16 protein-coding genes and 2 pseudogenes are annotated in these 24,127 nt (G+C 57.7%); 10 read left to right on the top strand and 8 right to left on the bottom strand.

All coding sequences use genetic code 11. The annotated features are described in order from the left end of the window. The 5 genes from H1Y61_RS23250 (at position 1) to H1Y61_RS23270 (ending at position 10,064) form a co-directional block, all read left to right on the top strand. Complete coding sequence (locus tag H1Y61_RS23250) at positions 1-1,068, top strand: LLM class flavin-dependent oxidoreductase (RefSeq protein ID WP_180575261.1); 1,068 nt, start codon at positions 1-3, stop codon at positions 1,066-1,068. 11 nt (positions 1,069-1,079) lie between these two features. After that, positions 1,080-7,610, top strand: a complete 6,531-nt coding sequence (locus tag H1Y61_RS23255) for a non-ribosomal peptide synthetase (RefSeq protein WP_235680967.1) — start codon at positions 1,080-1,082, stop codon at positions 7,608-7,610. Between the two features lie 3 nt (positions 7,611-7,613). Beyond that, positions 7,614-8,990, top strand: a complete 1,377-nt coding sequence (locus H1Y61_RS23260; protein ID WP_180575262.1) for an MATE family efflux transporter — start codon at positions 7,614-7,616, stop codon at positions 8,988-8,990. A 78-nt stretch (positions 8,991-9,068) separates the two neighbouring features. Beyond that, positions 9,069-9,596 (top strand): Rrf2 family transcriptional regulator, encoded by a 528-nt coding sequence (locus tag H1Y61_RS23265; RefSeq protein WP_234617830.1) that lies wholly within the window; start codon positions 9,069-9,071, stop codon positions 9,594-9,596. Between the two features lie 120 nt (positions 9,597-9,716). Continuing rightward, positions 9,717-10,064, top strand: a complete 348-nt coding sequence (locus H1Y61_RS23270; protein ID WP_071203385.1) for a hypothetical protein — start codon at positions 9,717-9,719, stop codon at positions 10,062-10,064. 257 nt (positions 10,065-10,321) lie between these two features. Here the strand turns inward: H1Y61_RS23270 and H1Y61_RS23275 are convergent, their stop codons facing one another. Then, positions 10,322-11,110, bottom strand: coding sequence for a hypothetical protein (locus tag H1Y61_RS23275; RefSeq protein ID WP_235680968.1), 789 nt, complete (start codon positions 11,108-11,110; stop codon positions 10,322-10,324). A gap of 483 nt (positions 11,111-11,593) precedes the next feature. On the opposite strand from H1Y61_RS23275, the pseudogene H1Y61_RS26780 reads away from it, so the two are divergent. The 5 genes and pseudogenes from H1Y61_RS26780 to H1Y61_RS23295 form a co-directional block, all read left to right on the top strand. Further along, positions 11,594-11,749: pseudogene (locus H1Y61_RS26780) on the top strand (phenylacetaldoxime dehydratase family protein); the annotation flags it as partial. Between the two features lie 973 nt (positions 11,750-12,722). Continuing rightward, a pseudogene (locus tag H1Y61_RS27175) lies at positions 12,723-12,860 on the top strand (hypothetical protein); the annotation flags it as partial. Further along, a complete protein-coding gene (locus H1Y61_RS23285) occupies positions 12,846-14,735 on the top strand; it encodes a methyl-accepting chemotaxis protein (RefSeq protein ID WP_457915828.1) in 1,890 nt (629 codons plus the stop codon). The pseudogene H1Y61_RS27175 and the gene H1Y61_RS23285, both read left to right, overlap by 15 nt. Positions 14,736-14,794: 59 nt before the next feature. Beyond that, positions 14,795-14,977 (top strand): hypothetical protein, encoded by a 183-nt coding sequence (locus tag H1Y61_RS23290; RefSeq protein WP_174113629.1) that lies wholly within the window; start codon positions 14,795-14,797, stop codon positions 14,975-14,977. Positions 14,978-15,039: 62 nt separating this feature from the next. Continuing rightward, positions 15,040-15,294, top strand: coding sequence for a GlsB/YeaQ/YmgE family stress response membrane protein (locus H1Y61_RS23295; protein ID WP_060720108.1), 255 nt, complete (start codon positions 15,040-15,042; stop codon positions 15,292-15,294). A 291-nt stretch (positions 15,295-15,585) separates the two neighbouring features. Here H1Y61_RS23295 and H1Y61_RS23300 read toward each other — a convergent pair whose 3' ends face one another. From H1Y61_RS23300 to H1Y61_RS23330, 7 genes are all read right to left on the bottom strand, one after another. Further along, positions 15,586-16,551: an isoaspartyl peptidase/L-asparaginase family protein gene (locus H1Y61_RS23300; RefSeq protein WP_180575265.1), complete on the bottom strand. Its 966-nt coding sequence runs from the start codon at positions 16,549-16,551 to the stop codon at positions 15,586-15,588. A gap of 37 nt (positions 16,552-16,588) precedes the next feature. Then, a complete protein-coding gene (locus H1Y61_RS23305; RefSeq protein WP_180575266.1) occupies positions 16,589-17,407 on the bottom strand; it encodes a M55 family metallopeptidase in 819 nt (272 codons plus the stop codon). Positions 17,408-17,430: 23 nt separating this feature from the next. Then, the gene (gene gsiD / locus H1Y61_RS23310; protein ID WP_180575267.1) at positions 17,431-18,324 is read right to left on the bottom strand and encodes a glutathione ABC transporter permease GsiD; all 894 of its coding nucleotides are present in this window, start codon (positions 18,322-18,324) and stop codon (positions 17,431-17,433) included. A gap of 7 nt (positions 18,325-18,331) precedes the next feature. Further along, positions 18,332-19,252 carry a glutathione ABC transporter permease GsiC gene (gene gsiC, locus H1Y61_RS23315; RefSeq protein ID WP_156618297.1) on the bottom strand — a complete coding sequence of 307 codons (921 nt, stop codon included), beginning with the start codon at positions 19,250-19,252 and terminating at the stop codon, positions 18,332-18,334. 134 nt (positions 19,253-19,386) lie between these two features. Continuing rightward, complete coding sequence (gene gsiB / locus H1Y61_RS23320; protein ID WP_180575268.1) at positions 19,387-20,940, bottom strand: glutathione ABC transporter substrate-binding protein GsiB; 1,554 nt, start codon at positions 20,938-20,940, stop codon at positions 19,387-19,389. A 43-nt stretch (positions 20,941-20,983) separates the two neighbouring features. Further along, complete coding sequence (locus H1Y61_RS23325; protein WP_180575269.1) at positions 20,984-22,864, bottom strand: dipeptide ABC transporter ATP-binding protein; 1,881 nt, start codon at positions 22,862-22,864, stop codon at positions 20,984-20,986. A 37-nt stretch (positions 22,865-22,901) separates the two neighbouring features. Then, positions 22,902-23,843, bottom strand: coding sequence for a MurR/RpiR family transcriptional regulator (locus H1Y61_RS23330; protein WP_180575270.1), 942 nt, complete (start codon positions 23,841-23,843; stop codon positions 22,902-22,904). Positions 23,844-24,127: the final 284 nt, after the last annotated feature.

Genomic DNA, 24,127 nt, shown 5'->3' on the forward strand with positions numbered 1-24,127 from the left:
ATGAAATTCAGCCTGTTTTATTTCGATGGCGATGGCTCTGCTGCAAGTGGTGACAGCTATCGGCTGCTGATGGACAGCGCAAAGTTTGCCGATGACAATGGCCTGAGCGCGCTCTGGGTGCCGGAGCGCCATTTCCATGCTTTCGGCGGCCTCTATCCCAATCCGTCGATGATCCATGCCGCACTGGCCATGGTGACGAAGCGGGTGCAATTGCGCTCCGGCAGCATTGTTCTGCCGCTCCATCATCCCGTGCGTGTGGCGGAAGAAATTGCCGTCGTGGACAATCTCTCGCAAGGCCGTGTGGGTGTCGCGATTGCGTCGGGCTGGACGCGCAACGAATTCGTGCTGTCGCGTGAGCCACACGGCAGCCGCCGCAGCCTGATGTGGCGGAGCTACGATCAGGTTACCGAGCTGCTTGCTGGCGAGACGCTGACCTTTGAAGATGCGGAAGGCAACACTGTGGAGGCAAAGACGCTGCCGCGTCCCGTGCAGCCGCGCGTGCCCTTCTGGGTGGCGTGCCAGTCCATGGAGACCTTTGTGGAAGCGGGCCGTCGCGGCATCAACGTGCTGACGGCATTGCTTGGCGAGACATTGGAAAGCCTGACACCCAAGATCGCCGCTTATCGCCGGTCGCTGGAAAAGAACGGTTTTGATCCGGCTGCGGGCACCGTGAGTATTATGGTGCACACCTATCTCGGCGGCGATGTCGAGACCGTGAAGGCCAATGTAAAAGGCCCCTTCAGCGATTATCTCAGAACCCATTATCATCTGCTTGAGGGGCTGGCGCGCAGCATGGGTCTTGATATCGCGCTCGAGAATTTCAGCCGGGACGATCTCGACAGCCTGATCGAGTTCGGGGTTGAGGGCTTCATCAAGGGCCGCTCTCTCATCGGCACGCCGGAAAGCACCGCAGAGACAGTGGAAGCGCTGGGTGCGGCGGGCATTGATGAAATCGCCTGCCTGATCGACTTCGTGCAGGATTACGATCTTGTCATGGGCGGTCTGCCGCATCTCGCGCGGCTTGCACGCCAGCATGCACCGCAGCCGACAATCGCGCAAGTCGTATAGGGAGACTGCCCGTGAACTCTGCCGATCCGATTCTGGCGCTGCGCGCCCGCGTTGCGGCGCTCAGTCCTGCTGAGCGCGAGGCTTTCCGCCGCCAGCTCGAAGCCCGTGGGATCGCCTGGGAACGGGTGGCCCCGGAAGAGACGCCACAAGAGACGTCAAGGGTGTCAACGCGCCCCGCCCGCTTGCCGTTGACACCCGGCCAGAAGCATTTCTGGCTCCAGCAGAGCCTCTATCCCGAGAGTTCTGCTTATCACGTCGCCTATCGCTGGCGGTTTGAGGGGCCGCTTGATCGTGCAGCGCTGGAGCGGAGCCTTGCAACAATCGTTTCCCGGCATGCGCCGCTCAGAACCGCCTTTCCCGTCGAGGCGGGCGAGCCTTGGCAGGAGGTTCATCCAGACCATGCTTTTGCTCTGGGCTTTACCGATCTGGAAGCGACAGGCGAAGATGGCGAGGCGCTGGCGCTGGCGGTTGCCACGGAATCTTTCGATCTCTCAAAGGCACCGCTGATCCGGGCACATCTCTTCCGGCAGCATGAGAGCGAACACCTGCTGGCGATCACCCTCCATCACATCGTTGCGGATGGCTGGTCACGCGGCGTGCTGATGCGCGAGCTGACGGCCTGCTACCGCGCCTATCGTATGGGTGCCGTGCCCGCGCTTTCGCCCATCACCCGTGATTTTGGGGATCTGGTTCTCGATCAACACGCGTGGCTTCAGCGCCAAGATTGCGGACGATCCCGCGACTACTGGAAACAAACCCTCGCCGATCTCAAGCCGCTGGAATTGCCAAGCGACCGATCCCGCAGCAGCAGCGTTGAGATGACGGCGGCCACCGCGACACGGGTTATTCCCGTCTCGGTGTCGTCACAGGTCGCCTCGCTTGCCAGCCAGCTTGGAACCACGCCTTTTGTGGTGATGGCTGCGGCCTTTTCGCTGCTGCTTCATCGCTACAGTGGCGAGCGGGACCTGTCGGTCTGCGTGCCCGTCGCCGGACGGAACGATCCGGATGCCGCAGGGCTGATTGGTCTGTTTACCAACACATTGGTGCTGCGCGCGCAACTCGACCCGCGCATGACGTTTTCGCAATGGGTCGGGGCGGTTCAGGAGCGCTTCTCGGACGCGCTCGACCATCAGGCATTTCCCTTTCCGCTGATTGCTGAGGCACTTGGCATGAGCCGCGACCAACGGCAGAGCCCGCTCTCGCAGGTTATGTTCCAGTTGCAGTCGCAAGACTACCGCGCACAGAATGCCGAGCAGATCGATTTCGGCATCGACGATCTCATTGTTCGCCAACAGCCAGCACGGCTGAGTGAAACAAAGGTCGATCTCAGCTGGTATGTGATGGAGCGGGAATCCGGCTATCTGCTGAACATCGAATATCGCGTGGCGATCTTTGATGCCTGGCGGATCGAGCGCATGGCAGCCCATTTCGAGGTTTTGCTCGGCTCTATCCTGCAATCTCCCAATGCTCTGCTGCCAACGCTTGCCTATCTCTCAAAGGAAGAGCATGCCGCCGTGGTAGCGCTTGGAACGCCAACCGCACGGCCTGTGCCTGACATCACCGTGCACGATGCGATTGCGCAAGTTGCCTTTCGCCAACCCGATGCGATTGCACTGGAAAGCAAGGGCCGCAGTTGGACCTATGGCACACTTCAGAAAGATGTGGATGCGCTTGCAGAAACACTCGTCAGCCTTTCGGTTTGCCCCGGCGATAGGGTTGCCGTTTCGCTGCCGGGCAGGGGGCAATCCGTCATTGCCTTCCTTGCCATTCTGAAAGCGGGTGCCGTCTATGTTCCGCTCGATCCCGATCATCCGGCGGACCGGGTTGCCTATGTGCTTGAGGATTCCGGTGTCAGTCTGGTCTTGACGGACAGGGCAGATCTCTATCCGGCCCAGCGCTCCCTTGATCCGACCCGCCCAATGCCAGTGAGCGAGACCCCTGCAGCGCTGCCGGCCTCCGATCCCGCGCGCATCGCCTATCTTCTCTACACCAGCGGCAGTACGGGCCGCCCCAACGGCGTGCCGATTGCCCATGCAAGCCTGCTCAATCACCTGCGCTCCATGGCCGTCTCGCCGGGGCTTGCGCCCGGTGATCGGCTTTTGGCAATCACCACGCCCACCTTCGACATTTCCATTCTGGAAATGCTCCTGCCGCTCAGCGTCGGCGCGACCACCGTGCTTTACGGCCAAGACCTGCTGCTTGCGCCACAGCGGCTTGCCGATGTGCTTGTCACGGATCGCATCTCGCATTTGCAGGCAACACCCGCCTATTGGCGCATGTTGATCGACAGCGGTTGGGAGGGATTGCCGCATCTGATCGCCCTTTGCGGCGGCGAGGCACTGGATGCGCCGCTTGCCCGCAAGCTGATTGATCGCACGAAAGAGCTGTGGAACGTCTATGGGCCGACGGAGGCGACAATCTGGGCAAGCGCGCTGAAGGTCACCCACGCCCACGCGGAAAGCGGCAAAGTGCCCGTTGGTGGCCTCCTCGACAATACCCACCTCCACGTTCTCGACGCCTATATGCAGCCCTTACCGCGCGGCATTGGCGGCGAACTCTATATCGGCGGGCCGTGCCTCAGCCCCGGTTACTGGAACCGCCCGGCTCTCACAGCCTCCCGTTTCGTGCCGAACCCGTTCTACGATGAAAACAGCCCTGCGCTGAGGCTCTATCGCACAGGCGATGCAGTTGTTCGTCTGGCAAATAGCGAGATCGAATTTATCGGCCGCACGGATTTTCAGGTCAAGCTGCGCGGCTACCGCATCGAGATCGGCGAGATCGAAGACAAATTGCTGCGCGAAAGCATTGTTGAGCAGGCCATCGTCACGCTTGACGCCGAAAACGAACGGCTGATTGCCTATGTGTTCGTTCGCGATTGGCCGACGACGAACGATGGCGAGATTGAGCGCAAGCTGCGCCAGTCGCTGTCTGCGCAATTGCCGCGTTACATGGTGCCGACCGCCTTTGTGATTTTGGAGGAGTTTCCGCTCAATCCGAATGGTAAGGTGGATCGCAAACAGCTTCCGATCCCCCAGCTTTCCACAACGCGCGCGGAGCCAATTCCAGCCCGCAATGCCATAGAGGCGACGCTGCTGGAGATATGGAAGGCCGTGCTGCGGCGGGAAGATATCGGCATCGAGGATAATTTCTTCGATCTCGGTGGTGACTCCATTATCGGGGTTCAGATCGTCGCGAAGGCGCAAGCCAAGGGGCTGAAGCTCGAACCGACCCAGATTTTCGAGTTGCAGACAATCGCGGCACAGGCAGAGGCCGCCGTTGCCGAAAGCGCGGTCCATACGATTGAGGTTGCCGAAAGCGGCTCCAGCTTCGAGATGACGCCCGTGCAGGCGGGCATGCTGTTCCACAGTCTGATGGCCCCAGCCTCAGGCACCTATATCGAGCAATGCTGGTGCGTGCTGGAAGGCCCGCTGGATGCCGATGCCTTCAAATCGGCGTGGGAGAGGGTGATCGCCCGCCACGAGGTCTTGCGCGGTGCCTGCCGCTGGACGGATGTCGAGCGGCCCATCATGGTCATTGCCGAGAATGTTGTGCCCGAATGGCGCGAAGCGGACTGGTCGGGCGAAGACGTGGCAGGGCAGGAGACAGCCTTTGCGGCGTGGTTGGAGGCGGATCGCCGTCGTGGCTTTACGCTGGATGCGGCACCCCTTTTGCGGTTTGCGCTGATCCGGCTCGGTCCCGGCCGGCATCGCTTCGTCTGGAGTTTCCACCATCTGTTGATGGACGGCTGGTGCGGCTCGCTGCTTGTCGGTGAAATGTTGAAGGCTTATGCAGGCGAAAGCCTGCCAACGCCTCCCCCGTCTTATCGCCAATACATCGCGTGGCGCGACCGGCAGGATATCACTTCTGCTCAGGCCTATTGGTCGCATGCTCTTGCCGATCTGCCGCAAGGCGGATTTTTGGGTGAGACAAAAATTGGCGAGGCGGGACAGGGGGCTATTGTCGAGATCCGGCGCAGCCTTGATGCCAGTCTCGCAACGCGGCTTGCCGCCATGGCGCGTCGGGAGCGGCTGACGCTGGCGACCGTGCTACAGGGGGCCTGGGCGCTGCTTCTATCCCGGTATGGGGCCGAGGACGATGTGATCTTCGGAACGGTTTTGTCGGGCCGCCCGCCGGACCTTCCGGATGCAGACCGAATGATTGGCCTGTTCCTCAACACGGTGCCGTTTCGTGCCCGGACACGACCGGAGGAGAGGGTGGCCGAATGGCTCCAAAGCCTCCAGTCAGCGCATCGCCAGCGGGAAAAGCATGGGCATGCAGCGCTTGCCGATATCCAGCGCTGGGCTGGCAAGACCACCGATCAACCGCTGTTCGACACGTTGCTGATTATCGAGAACCTGCCGCTTTCGATGCAGGCGGCCTTTGCGCAAGGAACGCACACGCTCACCCTCAGCGATCCCGGCAGCTATGAGCGCACGCATTACCCGCTGTCGCTCCGGATCTTTCCCGGTGCCGAGATAGAGATTGCGCTTGCTGCGGACCCGTCACGTCTGTCGTCCACCGGAGCTGATCGTCTGCTGCGACATTACGAGACTTTGCTCTCATCCATCGCCGATGATCCACGGGCATGCCTTGGCACAATCGAGATGCTTAAGCCCGATGAGCGAGACATCCTGCTCCAGACTGGCCGAGGTCCGCAGACGCAGCCATGTGCTGCCGTGCATGACCAGATCATCGCACGGGCGAAAGGCGAACCGGGCAAAGCCGCCGTCGTTCAGGTGGGTGAGGGCCGCGACAGCACCATGTCCTATGGCGATCTCGTCGGTTATGCGGAGGCTCTTGCCCTTCGTCTTTACCAGCAAGGCATTGGCCGGGGCGCGGTCGTTGCGGTCTATCTGCGGCGTGGAAGCGCATTGCTGCCCTCTCTGCTGGCCGTCATGCGGTCGGGTGCTGGCTATCTGCCAATTGATCCCGACTATCCGGCAGAGCGCATTGCCTACATGCTAGCCGATTCTGGTGCAGCGCTGGTACTGACGGATCTTGGGGACAGTGAGCGGGCGGTTATACCGCAAGATGTTCCGGTGCTGGACCCGACCCAGGCATTCGGTTGTGCGCAGGCATCCTTCGAACCTGCTGCGGTGCAGGCCGATGATCTCGCCTACATTCTTTATACCAGCGGCAGCACCGGCCAGCCCAAGGGAGTGGCAATCACCCATGGTGCGCTTGCCAATTTCATCGAGTCCATGGCCGACAGGCCGGGGATTGGCGCGGGCGACCGCCTGCTGGCGCTGACCACGATTGGCTTCGATATTGCGGGGCTGGAATTGTTCGCGCCCCTTTCGCAAGGCGCAACGGTGCTGCTTGCGGACAGCGCCATTGCCCGCGACGGTCGGCGTCTTGCCGCGCTCGTGGATCGTGTGCAGCCGAGTGTCATGCAGGCAACGCCTGCCGGATGGCGCATGTTGATTGAGGCGGGGTGGCGCGGAGCGAGGGGGCTTCGCATGCTGTGCGGCGGCGAGGCGCTGGACAGCCTTCTTGCGGCCGAGTTGCTGGATCGGGGCGATTGCCTGTGGAATCTTTACGGTCCAACCGAGACGACCATCTGGTCTGCGGCCACTGAGGTGCGGCGTGAAGACCTGAATGGTCACAGCGTTACGGTTGCTGGCCCCATTCAGAATACCCAACTCTATGTTCTCGACCGGCGCGGAGAACCCGTACCACCGGGCACGCCGGGAGAATTGCACATCGGCGGTGCGGGATTGAGCCCGGGCTACTGGGGCAAACCCGGTCTGACGGCAGACAGGTTCATCCCCAACCCTTTCCGGCGTGGTCCGCAGGACGGCTACCATCTATACCGCACCGGCGACCTCGTGCGCTTGGCGGAGAATGGCGCGCTCGATTTTCTCGGACGGATCGACAATCAGGTGAAGCTGCGCGGCTATCGAATAGAACTCGGGGAGGTCGAGGCAAGGCTTGCGGCCCATCCTCGCGTTGCCGAAGCGGCAGTGCTTGTCGAGGATGGCGGTGCTGGCAAGCAGCTTATCGCCTATCTGCGCTGGCGAGAGCCATTTGCAGGGGAGGCGAGCGCGGAGCTTGGACCACATATGGCAGACAGTCTGCCGCTCTACATGTTGCCATCGGTCTATGTCGCGCTCGATACCTTCCCGCTGACGCCAAACGGCAAGGTTGATCGCCGAGCGCTTTCGGCCTGCCGGCCAAAACCGGCGCAGCAGCAAACGCGCCTGCCGATCTCCGGCGAACCCGCCGCAACGCTCGCCGCAATCTGGCGAGAGGCGCTTAAAATCGACTACGTCGGTCCGAGTGACAATTTCTTCGAATGCGGCGGCCATTCGCTGCTTGTTGTCTCTTTGCAGGGTGTGATCGGCAAGCGTTTTGGAGTATCGATTGATATTACGGCCTTTTTCCAGTTTCCGACGCTGGAAACAATGGCCGCCCATATCGCGCAGCTCCAAGCCGGTCGTGAAGGCGCGTGGTCTGGAGGTGATCGAACCCTCTTGCGCCAGACGGGCCGCGATCGCCTTGCAGATCGTCGTGGCCTGCGGGCCGAACGCACAGGTGCCTGACGCATGCAGACAGTTGAAACCCTTGGCGATGCGGCCCCGCCGCGCCGCCCGCCATCGGCGCGAACGACAAAGTCGCTTTTCAGGCTTAGCCTGCCGATGTTCGTGCATTCGCTGCTGACTTTTCTGGTGATGCTGTCGGAAATGCTGATCATGAGCGCCTATTCCGCCAATGCGGCAGCCGCCGTGGCGATTGTGCGGCAAGTGCTTCAGGTCGTCTTCGAGATTTCGAGCATGGTCGGGATCGGCGCTGTCATCCTGATATCGCACAGTCTCGGGCGTGGTGACGAGGAGGGCGCGCGGCAGATCGCAACGCTTGCGGTCTTCACCAATACGCTCCTTGGCCTTTTGGTAGGCGGTCTGCTGTTTCTGGGTGGACCGGTGGCCTTGCGGATTCTCGATGTCCCGGCATCAATCGTTCACGATGCAAGCCTTTATCTTTCCGTCGCTGCCGCTGCCATGGTCTTCAACGCGCTTGCCACGGCTGCGATTGCCTGCCTGAGGGCTTTCGGCAGCAGCCGGGTGATTGTGATGACCGGCTTGTTCCTGTCGGTGATTTACATTGGGGCGACCTATGTTCTTGTGCTTGGTGCCGGACCAATCCCCCCGCTTGGGGTGACAGGCGCGGCCTATGCAACACTCGGGTCAAGGATTGCAATGGCGCTGATGTTCGGCCTTGCCGTCTATTGCGCGCTCGGTCTTCGTTTCGTGGCAGGGCCGATCAGGGCGCGGCTTTCGCTTGTGCGGCGCATGCTCGTCCTCGCCTTTCCGAGTGTTTCGGACTATATCGGCTACGGTTTTTACCAGCTTGTGCTGCTCGGCTTCGTGGCGGGCTTCGGCGTCTCAAGTGTCTTGAGCCGTACCTATGTCATGCTGGCCATGACGTTTCTCATCCTTGTCGTTATGGCTGTGAGCCAAGGAAACGAGGTGCTCGTCGGCTATCGCTGGGGCGAAGGCCGACGGCAGGACGCCTATCGTCAGGCGTTGCGCTCCAGCTTTGCGGCGACCTTGGTCACGACGACAATCGCGCTTCTGTTCTGGCTCTTGTCCAATCAATATCTCGGATTGTTCGGGCAGGGCGGTGAAGTTCTGGCGCTTTCCACCTACCTGCTGCTGCTGACGATCCTCATGCAGCCCGGCTTCGCCTTCAATACCGTGTTGCTGCATTCGCTCAGGGCTGTCGGCGATGTCAGGGTTCCGGTCCTCGTCAGTATCGGGTTGACCTGGGGGCTCGGCCTGCCGCTGGCATGGCTGTTTTGCGTGGAGGCGGGTTATGGGGTGGAAGGTGTCTGGTACGCGCTGATCATCGAAGAGACACTGAAGGCCGGTTTCATGCTTTCGCGCTGGCACGGGCGGGGATGGATGGGCAATGCCATTGCCTGATATTGTTTTGCACAATGAAGCCCATGGTCACCATCAGCCAAATATGCGACTATGGCTGAACGAGTAACTCCCTTGATAGTGTCATCCATGCGCCTGAAGCGGCAATCCGAAATAGCGATCGGTATATTGACGGTCTGCGCGAAAAGTCCATCGACGAAATACCCAGCCCAGCATCTGGCGCAAGAGGTCGGCGCGACGAGGGATCATGCCTATCAAGTTGTCGCTCTTCTGGTCCGCAACGGCTTTCTCAACAGCGATCGCGGGCCGGGCGGTGGTCTGCGCCTTGCGCGTGATGCCAAGGACATCAAGCTCGCCGATGTGCTGCGGATCACCCAGCCGGAACTGGACGGCAACGCGGAAGAACCGGAGCCCGGCACGCTCAAAGGCCAACCCTTGCTTGACGGCATCGTTGCCGCGGCCTCGTCCTTTCTTGTCAGTTTGCTCGACCGCTTTACTGTCGCGGACCTCGTGGCCTCGCCCGATAGCTCCGCTATCGCTTGTCTGGAGTGCAGCCTCGTGACCTCACGCCCTGTTCGCGAACGTCTGATGCTGTTGCCCGCACCCCAGTTGTCCCCCGTGGACGACACTCTGGAAGCAGACGCCTGATTGCCCTGAGGCAACGGATGGGCGGTCCGCGATGAGATCGGCGAGCGTGAACTTGTCAGCCATCCGCACGAAATTCACTGATGCGGCTTCAACGGCGAGCGTGAATACGTTCTGCTGCCTATGGCTGCGGTGTTTATCGCCTTGGAGAAGATCGGGTTGGGTGAGTCGCAGGACGGCACCCAGTGTGACGCTGGCTGGATCGATGGCGAGCATCACGCGGCCGTCTGGCTCGCGGTGCAACAGTTCATGCCGGAGCAACAGCAAGATGCTTTTGACGACCTCTCCTGTGGGGCCATTGTGCAATTCGGTAAGTTCCCAGAGGGCAAGCTTACGGCCGGGTCTGCACGCACAGGCCGTGAGGACCGCAAGGACGGTCATGGTTTCGCGTGTGAAATGCATCATCCCTCTCTCCCCAACACATTGCTTAAGCGACGTGCGTCTTGTGAAAACGCACAAAAAACGCCGTAATTCCTTATATTCGCTACATAATTTTCTCTGTGAGCCAACTCTGGCTTGAGGAATTATGCAGGAGATCAAAGGTGCGCCTCAGGAGGCACCACGTTCGCTTGCTGATGGATAGACGTGTCGCCGGTTCGGTTTGGGACCATAGCGTAAGATTTTTTTCGCCAGCGTGGGAGCTTTGTCGTTCAAGACAAGGCTTCGATCCTTGTGAGATGCCTGTGGCGGCAATGATGAATGCAAGCGCAGGCTTTAGGTCGATTCGATCAGGTTTGAAGAACGCCTGCCGTTGTCACAGCCTGCCTCACAATGCTTGCATCACCCTTTATGACAAGATTCGTCAGTTCATCGAGGCGAGGCTGTTTTGGAACGCGGGAAAGGTCCGCGATCATTTTGTCAACGCTGCCTTTTTCAAGCAGATGGGCAACATCGGCCTCCTCTGCGGCTCTATCATACAGCACCAGCACGGTTTTCGTCACCGCTCTGGCATCGCTGGTATCGCAAAGGAATGGGATGACAGTTTCATGGTGATGCATAGGCAGCGTCAAGATATGCGCGCCGATCAGTCGGCTGGCCTCGACACAGTCGCATTTATTGTCGGCCCCGACGATGCAGAAGGCCGTGAGATTGGGCGGCGGGTCTGCTGTTATCACCTGGGTTGACTGGCGCAGGTTTTCCGCCAGTTCTGGTGTCGTCTGCGCTCGCTCCATCAGCTTTTGGTAGGACACATATGGCACGTCATTCGGGTTATCCGAGAGCATGACAACCGGGCTGAAGGCAAGGACACGAACAGGTTTTTCGATCATGCGAGCGAGAAGCGTGCCGTGATACAGCGCCCCATGCCCTCCTTTGCTTCCACCAATCGTAATCACCAGATCGTATGGCGCACTGACATCTTTTATGAAATTCGCCAGAATATCTGGCGTGTTGGTGAAATAGGTGTCTTCCTTATCCGCGATGCTCAGGACGTCCGCCGGAAAATCGACAGACTTGAAATGATGCTTGGTCGAATGGGAGAACAGCACGACGAGAACGGCGGCGTTCCGCTTGCGCATTTCGATATCGTAACATCCAAGAGACATTTCTGGCGGCTTTCATTGTGTGCAGCAGGCGATCAAATGCAATCTTCTGCCGATGTTCGTATAAAGCCGCTCAGATCTTCGCAAGAGTAGACGTCAGTCACGTTCCCGAATACCCTATGCAGACCGTCAAAAAAGGTCAGCATCAGCACCACAATTTCTGGCTGTTATCTGGTTGACAATACGGACGCCGATCCAGCTCTGTTGCAAACATCTTGAACGGCAAAGGAGCATTCAACAATATGGTCCTGCCCACGGATGCCTTTTGTCAGGTTGAAAATCGTAGCCTGGCCTCTGCGTAACGCTCGCATGGCCTCTAACCCGTTGATCGTCACATAGGCCGTTTTCAACGTCTTACCCCCTTCTCATACCAAGTCTCGAAGATGCTGACGCATTCTCGACTTGAAAAAATTGAAAATATCTCAAATGCGTCAGAGGCTTGATCAATTGTTTGGTGCCGAGCGTACGCTTTATCTCGACGAGATCGAACCGACGCTTTGCGGTGGCATGAATTTTCTGGGTGGCAACGGAAAGGCGCTCGGCAGCCACAGCAACCGATATGTCCGCTATATCGATCTCGACGGCAATTTCCTTGAGAAGATCTATATTACCGGAAAGCCCATCGGGCTTTTTATGCAGGGACAGGCTGCAATTTTCAATCTGATCGTGACATCCGCGGAGACGCCCGGAGCGTTGAGCGTGCTTTTGGTCTCTGACCCAATTCTCTCACCGAAGTTGTTTCACACCGCGCCCATAATCTCAAACGTCAGGGCAGATGGTCGGGCGATAATAGGCAGCTCCAGCCAAATCACAATATTTGCAATAGAGCCCCATAACTGCCTCCAGCGAAGACATTTCTGAAACCTTTCCAAAAATCGCGACAAACCCACCACCTTTACATAAGTTCTCACTAAAAAAATGGGGGTTGCATTAGGGCATGGTTAACAATTGCATCTTATAATTGAAGCTGCATAGCATCTAGTTGAGATGTTCCTTCGCATGACGCGACACAAAATCACGTTTTAAGGCTGAGTCTAGTGGTCTATCCCTTGAGCTTTAAGGGGCGAGAGGCATCGTGCGCGTTTATGGAGCGGTTCATCGAAAGGGACGCGGGCGTGGCCATAGGGTGCAGCGCTCATTCAAGGTGGCTTTGATGATCTGCATGTGCTTCAGCAGAAACCTGGCCAATCTTTTCTTTACAGGTCGGTCGCCGTAGGGCGCCCACGACTTATCAGCGACAGCAACTCCCAAAACAGCTTCCGATAGAGGATATACGATGTCTTTCTACACTCAAATGAAGAGATCTTCCAAATCTCAGGCGGCTGTGGCTGAGATACAGCGCGTCAAAGTTAGTATCGCAGACGGAAAACTAGCCGCGCGTGCAAATCTCGATGCAGTCACTGGCGAAGCCAGAGAGATGCTGATTGCTGTCAACGAGTTACTTGAGGCCAGTATGCAGCCGATGCAGAAGCTCGGGGCATCTATCGCTGACATGTCAGGTGAGCATGACAGGGGCGACATTGATGTCAGGTTACCTTCAGGGGACTTCAAGGGCGACTTCGCTGTCATGGTCAAAGGCGTTAACGATATGGTCGGCGGCCATATCGCGGTCAAGAAAAAGGCCATGGCTTGCGTCAAGGAACTTGGGTTGGGCAATTTTGAAGCACCGCTCGAGCAGTTTCCCGGCAAAAAAGCTTTCATCAACGAGACAATCGAAACCTTGCGTACCAATCTCAAAGGCCTGATCTCTGAGATGAATAGGATGTCGCTTGAGCACGATAAGGGCGACATTGAGGTCTTCGTGCCGGTTGAGAAATTCAAGGGCGACTTTGCCGTGATGGCCAAAGGCGTCAACGATATGGTCGCGGGCCACATCGCAGTTAAAAAGAAGGCCATGGCCTGCATCAAGGCGCTAGGTGAGGGCAATTTCGAAGCCCCGCTCGAGCAGTTCCCCGGCAAAAAAGCCTTCATCAATGAGACTATTGAAACCTTGCGCGCAAATCTGAAGGGTTTGATTTCTGAAATGAATACGATGTCGATCGAGCACGATAAAGGCGACATTGACGTCTTCGTGCCGGTTGAGAAATTCAAGGGCGACTTTGCCCTTATGGCCAAGGGCGTCAACGATATGGTCAGTAGCCACATCGCCGTAAAAAAGAAGGCCATGGCCTGCATCAAAGAACTGGGCGAGGGTAATTTTAATGCGCCGCTCGAACAGTTTCCCGGCAAAAAGGCGTTCATCAATACGACGATCGAGACGCTGCGCGGAAATTTACGGGCGATTACCGCTGAACTTCAGCGCTTGATTGCCGCGTCTACAGCCGGCAAGCTCTCTGAGCGGGGCGCGGCCGAACATTTCGTCGGGGATTTCGCCAAGCTGGTCTCGGGAATCAACGGCATGTTGGATGCTATCATTCTTCCGATTTCAGAGGGCAATCGCGTTCTTCGCCAGGTGAGTTTCGGTGATCTCACCCAGCATGTGGACATCGAATGCGAAGGCGATCATGCGAGCATGAAGAATGCGATCAACACTATGGTAGACAACCTGCGCAACACAGCAACCATAGCCGACCTGATTGCCAGTGGCGACTTAACCGTCGAGCCGGAGCCGCTTTCAGACAAGGACACACTGGGAATTGCATTGGTGTCTATGGTCGAGCGCCTTCGCGGCGTTGTTGCCGATGCATTAGCCGCAAGTCAAAATGTCTCAGCGGGTTCACAGCAGCTTTCCGCTGGCTCAGAACAGCTTTCGCAAGGTGCGACCGAACAAGCTGCGGCGGCTGAAGAAGCCTCTGCATCAATGGAAGAAATGGCAGCCAATATCAAGCAGAACGCTGACAACGCTGCCCAGACCGAAAAGATCGCCCGCCAATCATCGAAGGATGCCGAAGCTTCCGGCGAAGCCGTCAACCGGGCGGTTACCGCGATGCGAACGATTGCCGAAAAAATTTCTATAGTGCAGGAAATCGCTCGTCAGACCGACCTTCTCGCTCTGAATGCCGCTGTGGAAGCAGCCCGTGCTGGAGAACATGGCAAGGGCTTTGCCGTTGTTGCCTCTGAAGTGCGAAAGCTTGCCGAACGCAGCCAGTCAGCCGCCGCCGAAATCAGCGGTCTGTCTGGACAGACTGTGCAGGTTGCCACCGAAGCTGGTGGAATGCTGGCGCGTCTGGTTCCCGACATCCGCAAGACTGCCGAATTGGTCTCAGAAATCTCTGCGGCTTGCCGTGAGCAGGATATCGGTGCTTCGCAGATCAACGAGGCAATCCAGCAACTCGACAAGGTGACACAGCAGAATGCCGGAGCCTCGGAAGAGATGTCGGCAACCTCTGAAGAACTCGCAGCCCAAGCCGAGGAGCTTCAAGCCTCCATCGCCTTCTTTAAGGTCGACATTGCTGGTGACGTTAAAATGCAAGCGTCGCGCAACCAGTCGATCAAGACCCGGCCCAAAAGCAATATCTCAACAAAACCGATCGCCATGGCCCATATGTCCAAACCCGGCCACTCCGTTGCAGGCCAGCAGGCCCGCGTAAAAGGCTGGGTGCTCGATATGTCGATGGGTGGCCCTGATGCTGAAGATTCCGATTTTCAAGAAAGGGCATAACCACTAAGCGATGATAAGGTAGAGGCCCACAGACGCTCGATTATGTCGCTGATTCCGGCATGAAGCTGGCCGGCATTCCGATCAAAGACTCGGAAATGGATGGCGGCGATTCCGTGGATTACAAAAAAGCGTCCCTGAGTACCCTCGATCCAGACCGTGCTCTCGCTGCCAAGCAAGAGCACGGTCTGGCTATTGGCTATTTGACGCAAGGGCAGGATCACGATAGGCATTATGGGAATTAGGAAAGGCGACCCTGCCAATGCAAAGCATTGCCTAATCCCACCAGCCAAGGAAATGTGGTATGATGTCGAATGAGAGCCTGCTTGTATTTCTTCTTGTTGGCGCCCTTGCTGGATGGCTTGCCGGTCTGGTGGTACGTGGTGGCGGCTTTGGTCTGATCGGAGATATTCTTGTCGGCATCATCGGCGCGTTCATCGCGGGATGGCTCTTCCCCCGCCTCGGTTTCAGCCTGGGTACGGGAATCGTCAGAGCGATTGTCAACGCTACGGTCGGGGCGATCGTCCTTCTTCTGCTCCTCAGGCTCGTGCGCCGGGCATAAATCACGGACAGCCCAGGAGGCTTGGCCTGCTGCCGCTTTTCAGACGCCGCGTTAAGCTAACCCCGCCTTGGGTTCAAAATCATTGGGACTGAGGAAGGGTGCCCCTTCGAAGTCAGTAATTGCCTGACTTTAATTGCAAGATCGTAACGAGATCGGGCTGATCTACAGCGCCCGTCGTGCCTGCCGATCTCCATCTTATCTCAAAAAATCACGGCTCTACGGGAGTGATTATAGAGGTCAACCTCCGACACTGCTCCAATATTCAGTGTTTCCATAAAACGAAACAATTCTCTAAATATGCACTTCAAACAGCGTGTCATGGCTTGCGACAACCATGTGCCCATCCGGACTGATCCAGCCGCGAAACATGCCCGCCGTGTTGTACGGTGCGGCGATGGAGCCATCTGCGCCAACTGCGACAAGCCCTGCTCCGATATGGTGGGGGGCAAGATCGGTGAACACAACATGCTGGCAGGCATCTTCCAGATTTTCGCCCAAATACCGCATGCGGCTGGCGATTTCGTGGCCCACGGCATGGCGGATGAAAAACTCACCCTTGCCGGTGCCGGAGACAGCCACCACGCCATCGCAGGCATAGGTTCCAGCGCCTATCACAGCGGTATCACCAATGCGGCCTGAAGGCTTGTCGTTGAAGCCGCCGGTGGAGGTTGCGGCGGCAAGATGGCCGTGGATGTCCAGCGCGACGGCTCCAACCGTGCCATGCTTTTCCGCCTCGCTGGCAAGGGCTGCCGTTCCGGCTTTGGCGTGTTCCTTCAAGGATGCTAGTGCTTTGACCCGGCGCTCGGTGGTGAAATAAGACTGTTCCACCATGGGTAGGCCGGATTTCTGGGCAAAGGCATCGGCAGCACTTGCTCCCAGCATCACGGTCTCGCCGCTGTGCATCAGTTTGCGGGCGGCACAAATCGGGTTGCGAATGGCGCGTGCCATGGCAATGGCACCGGCCTCAAGGGTGTGGCCATCCATGATGGAGGCATCCAACTCGTGTTCGCCATCGGTGTTTAGGGCTGCACCATGGCCTGCGTTGAAATGCTCAGAATCTTCCATCACCATCACGGAGGCTTCCACGGCATCAAGCGCGGATGCGCCTTGTTGCAACAGGCTCCATCCGGCCTTTAATGCGCGTTTGAGGTCAGTGCGGGCGGCTTCCCATTCGCTCTCCGGCATATCCGCCTTGTTCATCACGCCACAGCCGCCGTGAATGGCAATGGCAATGGGATTTGGTTGAGTATCGCTCATGAATGCCTCGAAATGCTCAAAAATGGGTCGCCCGCCGTTAGCGCAGCATGGTGGACATGGCGGATAGGCTGTTGATCATCCGCACGGCATGTTCCACCGTGGGCGCTTCAAATGCCACCTGATTGCCGCTGGTGCGGGCAAGGGTTGGCCATTGGCAAAACAGATCGGCAAGTTTGGTCGATTGGGTTTCGATGGTCACAGAAATGGGGCCAGCCAGGGTGAATTTGGGTATTTGCCCTGCCTGTTCCACCGCAGCCCGTGCGCCCTCACGAATGGCAAGACAGGATTCCGATGGAGAAAGGCTGACGCCGCTGATGCCACCGCTTGCCTTTTTGGTCTCCACAAACACGGTTTTGGGAAACAGGTCTTGGTTCTCGGCAATGAACACATCATCGCCGCTGCCCATAATCACCGGCACGCCATATTCACCCGCCAAAGCACCATAAATGCCCGCTTCGCCCAGTTCCTGCCCGTTGAGGAAAATCCGAGAAAAGGCAAAGCTGTTGATGGTGTGGGCCAAAATGCCAAAGCCCTGCCCACGAGAATGGTAGCCGATCAGGCAAACGCTATCGACACCAAGTTCAACGCCAGACATCATGCTAAGGTAGCGGGGCTTGCCCTGAATGGCGCGGGCGCGCGGGTCCAGCCGATCTGGCGGCATGTTGCGAAACGAGCCGTGGGAATCGTTGACAAACACCTCCGTTGCCCCGGCATCAAAGGCACCAGCAATGGCGGCGTTGGCTTCGTCCGTCATCAACAGGCGGGCGCGTTCATATTCGCCATTGCCCGCGCGGGTTTGTTCCGGGTGATAGACGCCAGCAACCCCTTCGATATCGACAGAGATGAGAATTTTCATGGGGAACTCCAAGATAGAAGAGGTTATTTCCTGTCGATTTTCGGGTCAATCGCATCGCGAAGGCCATCGCCCAGCAGATTGAAGGCCAGAACGGTGACGAAAATCGCAAGACTTGGAAACAGCGCCACATGGGGTGCATTGACCATATCGGCGCGCGCGTCATTTAACATAGCACCCCATTCCGGCGTTGGTGGCTGTGCCCCGAGACCAAGGAAGGAAAGGCTGGCGGCGGTGATGATCGATGTGCCAAGCCGCATGGTGAAATAGACCACAATCGACGAAAAAGCCCCCGGCAGAATATGGCGAAACAGGATGATGAAGTCTGACGCGCCAACACTTCTTACAGCTTCAATATAGGTCATGTTTTTCAGCACCAGCGTGCTGCTGCGCACCAGTCTGGCAAAGGCGGGAACCGAAAACACAGCGACGGCCGCCACCACATTGACCATGGAACTGCCGAGAATGGCAACAATGCCCAAAGCCAGCAAAATGCCCGGAAAGGCAAACAGCACATCGCAGATGCGCATGACCACGCGATCCCACCAGCCTTCATAATAGCCAGCCAGCAAGCCAAAGACGGTGCCGATAAAGCCGCCAAGCGTCACGGACAACAGGCCTGTCGCCAGCGAAATGCGCGCACCCATTAGAATGCGGCTGAAAATATCGCGGCCCAATGGATCAACGCCAAACCAATGGCTCAAGGAAGGCCCGGCATTGATCATGTCGTAGTCAAAGAAATTTTCGGCGTCATAGGGCGCAATCACGGGTGCCGCGATAGCCAGAACCATCAGAATGACAATGAAGGCCAAGGCCCCAAGCGCCACGGGCTGACGTTTGAATTTGCGCCAGAATTCGCTCCAGGGCGTGCGCACAGCCCGGCTGGCCTGTGCAGCGGCGGCAGATGTTGAATTGCTCATGGCCGGCTCATTTATAACGGATTGTCGGATTGATGACGCCGTAGAGCAAATCCACGACAAGATTGATCAGGATGAATTCCAGCGAGAACATCAGCACGAGCGCCTGAATCACCGGATAATCCCGCTGGTTGACCGCATCGACCAGCAAACGGCCAACGCCCGGCCAGTTGAACACCGCCTCCACCACAATGGAGCCGCCCAGCAGAAAGCCGAATTGCAGGCCCATCATGGTGACAATCGGGATCAGCGCATTGCGAAGGCAATGTTTGGCAATCACCACTTTTTCATTCAGCCCCTTGGCGCGGGCGGTGCGCACGAAATCTTCCTGAATCACATCGACAAAGGCGGCGCGGGTAAAGCGGGCCATGACGGCGGCAACGCCTGCCCCAAGCGTCAGCGACGGCAGAATATAATGCCGCCAGCTGTCGGCCCCCACGGTGGGCAGCCATCCAAGCCAGACGGAGAAGATTTGCATCAGCAACATGCCCAGCGCAAAGGCCGGAAAGGAAATGCCAGACACGGCAACGGTCATGCCCAGCCGATCCGGCCAGCGGTTGCGAAACACGGCAGAAAATACGCCAATGATCATGCCAACGGAGACGGACCAGATCATGCTGGTTAGCGTCAGCAGCATGGTGGGCATGAAGCGCTCGCCAATTTCAACAGACACAGGGCGATGGGTGCGGATCGACACCCCAAGGTCGCCATGCAACATGCGGGTGAAATACTCGACAAATTGCTGGGGCAGCGGCTTGTCGAGGCCCAGTTCGCTGCGCACCAGCGCCACGGTCTGCTCGTCCGCATCCTGCCCTGCCGCAAGGCGTGCCGGATCACCCGGCAGCATATGCACAAACAGAAACACCAGAACGGCGACGATCAGAAGTGTGGGCAGCAGCCCGAACAGGCGCTTGAGAAAATAATTGAACATGGCAACCGCAGCGAAAGCCTTCAGGAGAGATGAGAGCATTTCCAGCAAAAGTGTATCGCGGTTTTGCGTTCGGAAATGCGTAAAAGGAATGTCCCGGCGCTACAACAGCGCCGGGATCGTGTTTTCAGAAAGTCTTATTGTTTCAGCGCAATATCCGAGCTGTCGATATTGCCATCAGGCATGACATAGACGCCTTCAAGCTTTGTCGCGGCAGCCGACACATTGTTTTCTGTCACCAGCGGAGCCCAAGGCAGATCCTTCATGATCTGTTCTTGTGCATCGGCATAGAAGGTCTTCTTTTCGTCGTCCTTGGTGGTCTTCATCGCCTTGGCAATCAGATCATCCACAACGGGATTGCTGTAATAGGCGGTGTTGTAGAGTGCTGGCGGCCAGGCTTCGGTGGCCAGCAGCGGACGCAATGCCCAATCGGCTTCGCCAGTCGAAGATGACCATCCGGTATAATACATCCGCACCTTGGCGGTCTTTGGATCGGGGGGTGTCTGCACCCATTCTACCCGCTGGCCCGGCTCAAGCGCCTGAAGCGTCACCTTGATGCCAACCTGCTGCAATTGCTGCTGCAAGAACTGAATGGCCTTTTGCGCTGTGGTGGTGGTGTAGGCGCTCCACAGGGTGGATTCAAAGCCGTTTGGATAGCCTGCTTCCTTCAACAAAGCGCGTGCCTTGGCTGGATCATAAGGCCATGGTGCAATCTTGTGGGCGTAGAGAACGCCTTCTGGCACAACGCCTTCTGCGGGCTTGGCAAAGCCGCTAAACGCAACCTTGGCAAGGGCTTCTTTGTTGATGGCATAGTTGATGGCCTGACGCACGCGCAGATCATCAAACGGCTTTTGCAGCATGTTGAAGCTGACGTAACGCTCAATGATCGACGGCGAAACCGTCACCTCAAGCTTGGTGTTCTGCTTCAGCGTTGCCACCTGCTCATAGGGCATGGGATAGGCAAAATCAGCCTCGCCGGTCTGCAACATGGCAGCGCGGGTGTTGTTATCAGGCACTGGCTTCCAGGTAATTTCGTCCACCTTTGGGAAGCCCTTGCGCCAGTAGCCATCAAACTTCTTGGCCTTGACGTAATCAGTCTGTTTCCATTCGACAAATTCGAACGGGCCGGTGCCAACCGGATGGAAGGCGATTTCCTTGTTGCCCCATTTTGTCAGTGCTGCTGGCGAGATCATCGCAGCAGAGGCATGGGCCAGCGAGTTGATGAACGGGCCAAAAGGCTGCTTCAGCGTGATGCGCACTTCAAGCGGCGACACAACCTCAATCTTGTCGATCTGGTTGAACTGGTTGAAGCGGGCGAGTTTGTTCTCTCTATTGCGCACACGGTCAAAATTGACCTTCACGGCATCCGCATTGAAATCGGTGCCGTCCTGAAACTTCACACCGTCACGCAGCTTGATTATATAGACCAGACCGTCATCGGAGACAGTGTAGCCCGTTGCCAGAACCGGCTGCACCTTCAAATCCTTGTCGAAACCAAACAGGCCCTCGTAGAACGATTTGGTGACGGCAGTGGTCAGCGTGGTGTTGGTGTTATAGGGGTCCAGCGTTTCAGCCTGCGTATTGAGGGCCAGAACCACGCTGCCAGCGGCAAGTGCCTGTCCCGCACCCATAGTGAGAAGGCCTGCCAAGACCGTGGCAGATGCGAGCCGGGACGAAAATCTATGCTTCATCAATATCTCCTGTGCTGGTTGGGTCAGTTCGGTAAGTTTTGATTTACATTTTAAACGCGCCAACGCTGTGCCGGGCCACGAAATGGCCGGGTGACACCTCGTGCAAGGCTTCCACCACCGGCTCATCGCCCTTTTTGCGCATTGGGCTTGGCAGGTCTTCAACAGTAAATTGCCGTTTCAAATGGCGGCGGGCCGGATCGGCAATCGGCACGGCGGCCATCAGCTTTTTGGTATAGGGGTGCTGCGGGTTTTCAAAAATGGCCCGGCGCGGGCCAATCTCGACGATCTGCCCCAGATACATCACCGCCACCCGGTGGCTGACGCGCTCCACCACGGCCATGTCGTGGGAAATGAACAGGTAGGAAATGCCCAGATCCCGCTGCAATTCCAGCAGCAAGTTGACGATCTGCGCCTGAATCGACACATCCAGCGCTGAGACCGATTCATCGGCCACCACCACTTTCGGGTTCAGCGCCAAGGCGCGGGCAATGGCAATGCGCTGGCGCTGGCCGCCGGAGAATTCATGCGGATAGCGCTCAGAGTGGGCAGCCGACAGGCCCACCCGTTCCAACAGCCATGCCACGCGCTGTCTCGCTTCCTCGCCCTTGGCAATGCCGTGGATCAGCAGCGGCTCCATAATGGAAAAACCAACCGTCAGCCTTGGGTCCAGCGAGGCGAATGGGTCTTGAAACACCAGCTGAATGCTGCGGCGAAGGCCGCGCAGCTCGCTGGCCGGAAGATCAAGAACATTGCGGCCATCAAATTCGACGCTGCCGCTTTGGCTGTTAACTAGACGCAAGAGTGAACGGCCCGTGGTGGATTTGCCGCAGCCGGATTCGCCCACCAATGCCAAGGTTTCCCCGGCATGCAGATCAAAACTGACCTTTTCCACCGCATGAACTGACCGATCAACCCGATTGAACAGGCCGCGCCGAACGTCAAAGCGGGTGACCAGATCACGCACTTTCAAAATCGGTGGCAGATCAAACCGTGCAGGGGGCTGCTCAGTATGGGTCTGAGTGCTATCGGCCCCCACCAGATCAAAGGCGCGCGGACCATCGGTGCCCGCCATGGCTCCAAGGCGCGGTACGGCGGCCAGAAGGGCTTTGGTATAGGGATGGTTCGGGCGCTCGAACACATCTTTCGACGCGCCATGCTCGACCTTTTCGCCCTGGCGCATCACCAGCACGCGGTCGGCAATTTCTGCCACCACGCCCATATCGTGGGTGATGAACAACACGCCCATGTTCATGTCGTCCTGAAGCTGGCGGATCAGCTGCAAAATCTGCGCCTGCACGGTCACATCCAGCGCCGTTGTGGGTTCATCGGCAATCAGCAAGGAAGGGCGGCAGGCCAGCGCCATGGCAATCATCACCCGCTGGCGCATGCCGCCGGACAGTTGATGCGGATAGCGGCCAAACACATGTTTGGCCTCTGGAATGCGCACCAGATCCAGCATGCGCAGCGCTTCCGCCTTGGCGCTGGCCTCGTTCATTTTCTGGTGCAGGCGGATGGATTCAGCAATCTGTTCGCCAGCGGTAAACACCGGGTTGAGCGATGTCATCGGTTCCTGAAAGATCATCGCAATGTCGGCCCCGCGAATGCTGCGCATGGTCGGCGTATCGGCTTTTGCCAGATCCAGCACCTTGCCATTGCTGGGGCGAAACAGCATAGCACCGCTATCAATCCGCCCACCGCCATGCTCAATTAGGCGCATCAACGCCAGCGAGGTGACAGATTTGCCAGAGCCAGATTCACCAACAATCGCAAGCGTTTCACCCCGGCCAACCGCGAAGCTGACATTGCGCACGGCCTGCACCCGGCCCTCGGATGTGGCAAAGGATACCGTCAGGTCATCCACCGCCAGAACCTGATTGTCCAGCAGAGAGGGTGCGGTTTGGGGCAGGGTCGCAGAAGAGGTCATGGCAGATCGTCTCAATGAAAATGGGTCAGAGAAGGCATCAGTCAAGCTCGGGTTCGTCGTCTTCGGCTAACGGTTTCGCCGATGCCCGATGATGGTGGTTTGGGCCGCTGTGCAGATAGGGAAGCACGGTATCAACAAGCTGGGTGGCGGCCTGCATGGAACGGCCCGAGGCATAGGACACGGCAGCCGAGAGTGACTCGATCAAGGCCAGCGCGCTGGCTTCGCAACTGGCGAAATAATCGCTCTCGATCTGCGCAAACAGTGTCATTGTGGCATGGGCTACCAGCGGCGAGCTGGCATTATCGGTCAGTGCCAGAACATCGGCCCCCGCATCGCGCATGCGTTTTGCCAGCGTCACCGTATCGGCCATGTAGCGTGGAAAGGCGATGGCGATGAGAAGGTCACCGGCGCGAACATTGCGCAAAGCCCGCGCTGCGAAGGATGCACCTTCGACGGTGGCCAGCAGGCGAACATCATCACAAAACAGATCAAACCGCCGCTGCATAAGGCCGCCAAGCCAGGCGCTGCTGCCAAGGCCGATGATAGAAATACGGCGGGCGGACAAAACGAGACCGATAGCCCGCGATAGCGTGTCGGTATCGAGAGCCTGATGGGTTCTCTCAATATTCCTGGTTATCATGGCCAGGTTGTTGGCAAACACATCTGCGGGGCTGGTTGCCGCCTGCGACCGTCGCTGTAATTTTTCCACAGGTGCCAAAGCCGTCTCGTACCCCAGCACCAGATCGGCACGAAATTGCGCGTAACCCGCAAAACCCAGGGCGCGAGCAAAGCGATTGACGGTTGGAACCGACACATGAACGATCTCGGCCAATTCTTCAGCCCGCATGGCGGCAACGCGCAAAGGATAATCCAGCACATAATCTGCGATCTGCCGGTGGGCAGGCGATAGGGTGGCCTGAATGATCCGTTGCGACATCGACATGCGCTCTTGCGCTGATGTTACGCTTTCAATATCCAAGATGCGGGTCCTGATTAAAAAATATCACTTGAATTTCAGTATAGATATTTTTCAATCGTTCAAGCGAATTTTGGTGTAATTCTAGGCAGGCATGTATGCTGCGTTATTTTTATGCATAGATCCGCTGACACTTCCGTAATCTCTTTGCAAAAAACTGCGACAAGGCCGTCGACGCTTCGACGGAGTCGATTGACTGCATTGAGCAAAGCCTGTTTGTTTTCTTTTTTGCTAACAGCAAAGATTACAATGAAACCGCCGATGGAAGTTTGAGTGTGGGACGACGA

It is taken from the genome of Agrobacterium vitis (assembly GCF_013426735.1).
Lineage (GTDB): Bacteria > Pseudomonadota > Alphaproteobacteria > Rhizobiales > Rhizobiaceae > Allorhizobium > Allorhizobium vitis_D.

What these genes read in the sequence shown, in the direction of transcription:
- H1Y61_RS23270 (WP_071203385.1), top strand. Translation starts at nt 9,717, where the DNA reads ATGGCTGCGGTGTTTATCGCCTTGGAGAAGATCGGGTTGGGTGAGTCG.
- H1Y61_RS23260 (WP_180575262.1), top strand. Translation starts at nt 7,614, where the DNA reads ATGCAGACAGTTGAAACCCTTGGCGATGCGGCCCCGCCGCGCCGCCCG.
- H1Y61_RS23325 (WP_180575269.1), bottom strand. Translation starts at nt 22,864, where the DNA reads ATGACCTCTTCTGCGACCCTGCCCCAAACCGCACCCTCTCTGCTGGAC.
- gsiC (WP_156618297.1), bottom strand. Translation starts at nt 19,252, where the DNA reads ATGTTCAATTATTTTCTCAAGCGCCTGTTCGGGCTGCTGCCCACACTT.
- H1Y61_RS23250 (WP_180575261.1), top strand. Translation starts at nt 1, where the DNA reads ATGAAATTCAGCCTGTTTTATTTCGATGGCGATGGCTCTGCTGCAAGT.
- gsiB (WP_180575268.1), bottom strand. Translation starts at nt 20,940, where the DNA reads ATGAAGCATAGATTTTCGTCCCGGCTCGCATCTGCCACGGTCTTGGCA.
- H1Y61_RS23290 (WP_174113629.1), top strand. Translation starts at nt 14,795, where the DNA reads ATGAAGCTGGCCGGCATTCCGATCAAAGACTCGGAAATGGATGGCGGC.
- H1Y61_RS23295 (WP_060720108.1), top strand. Translation starts at nt 15,040, where the DNA reads ATGTCGAATGAGAGCCTGCTTGTATTTCTTCTTGTTGGCGCCCTTGCT.
- gsiD (WP_180575267.1), bottom strand. Translation starts at nt 18,324, where the DNA reads ATGAGCAATTCAACATCTGCCGCCGCTGCACAGGCCAGCCGGGCTGTG.
- H1Y61_RS23275 (WP_235680968.1), bottom strand. Translation starts at nt 11,110, where the DNA reads ATGCGCAAGCGGAACGCCGCCGTTCTCGTCGTGCTGTTCTCCCATTCG.
- H1Y61_RS23300 (WP_180575265.1), bottom strand. Translation starts at nt 16,551, where the DNA reads ATGAGCGATACTCAACCAAATCCCATTGCCATTGCCATTCACGGCGGC.
- H1Y61_RS23305 (WP_180575266.1), bottom strand. Translation starts at nt 17,407, where the DNA reads ATGAAAATTCTCATCTCTGTCGATATCGAAGGGGTTGCTGGCGTCTAT.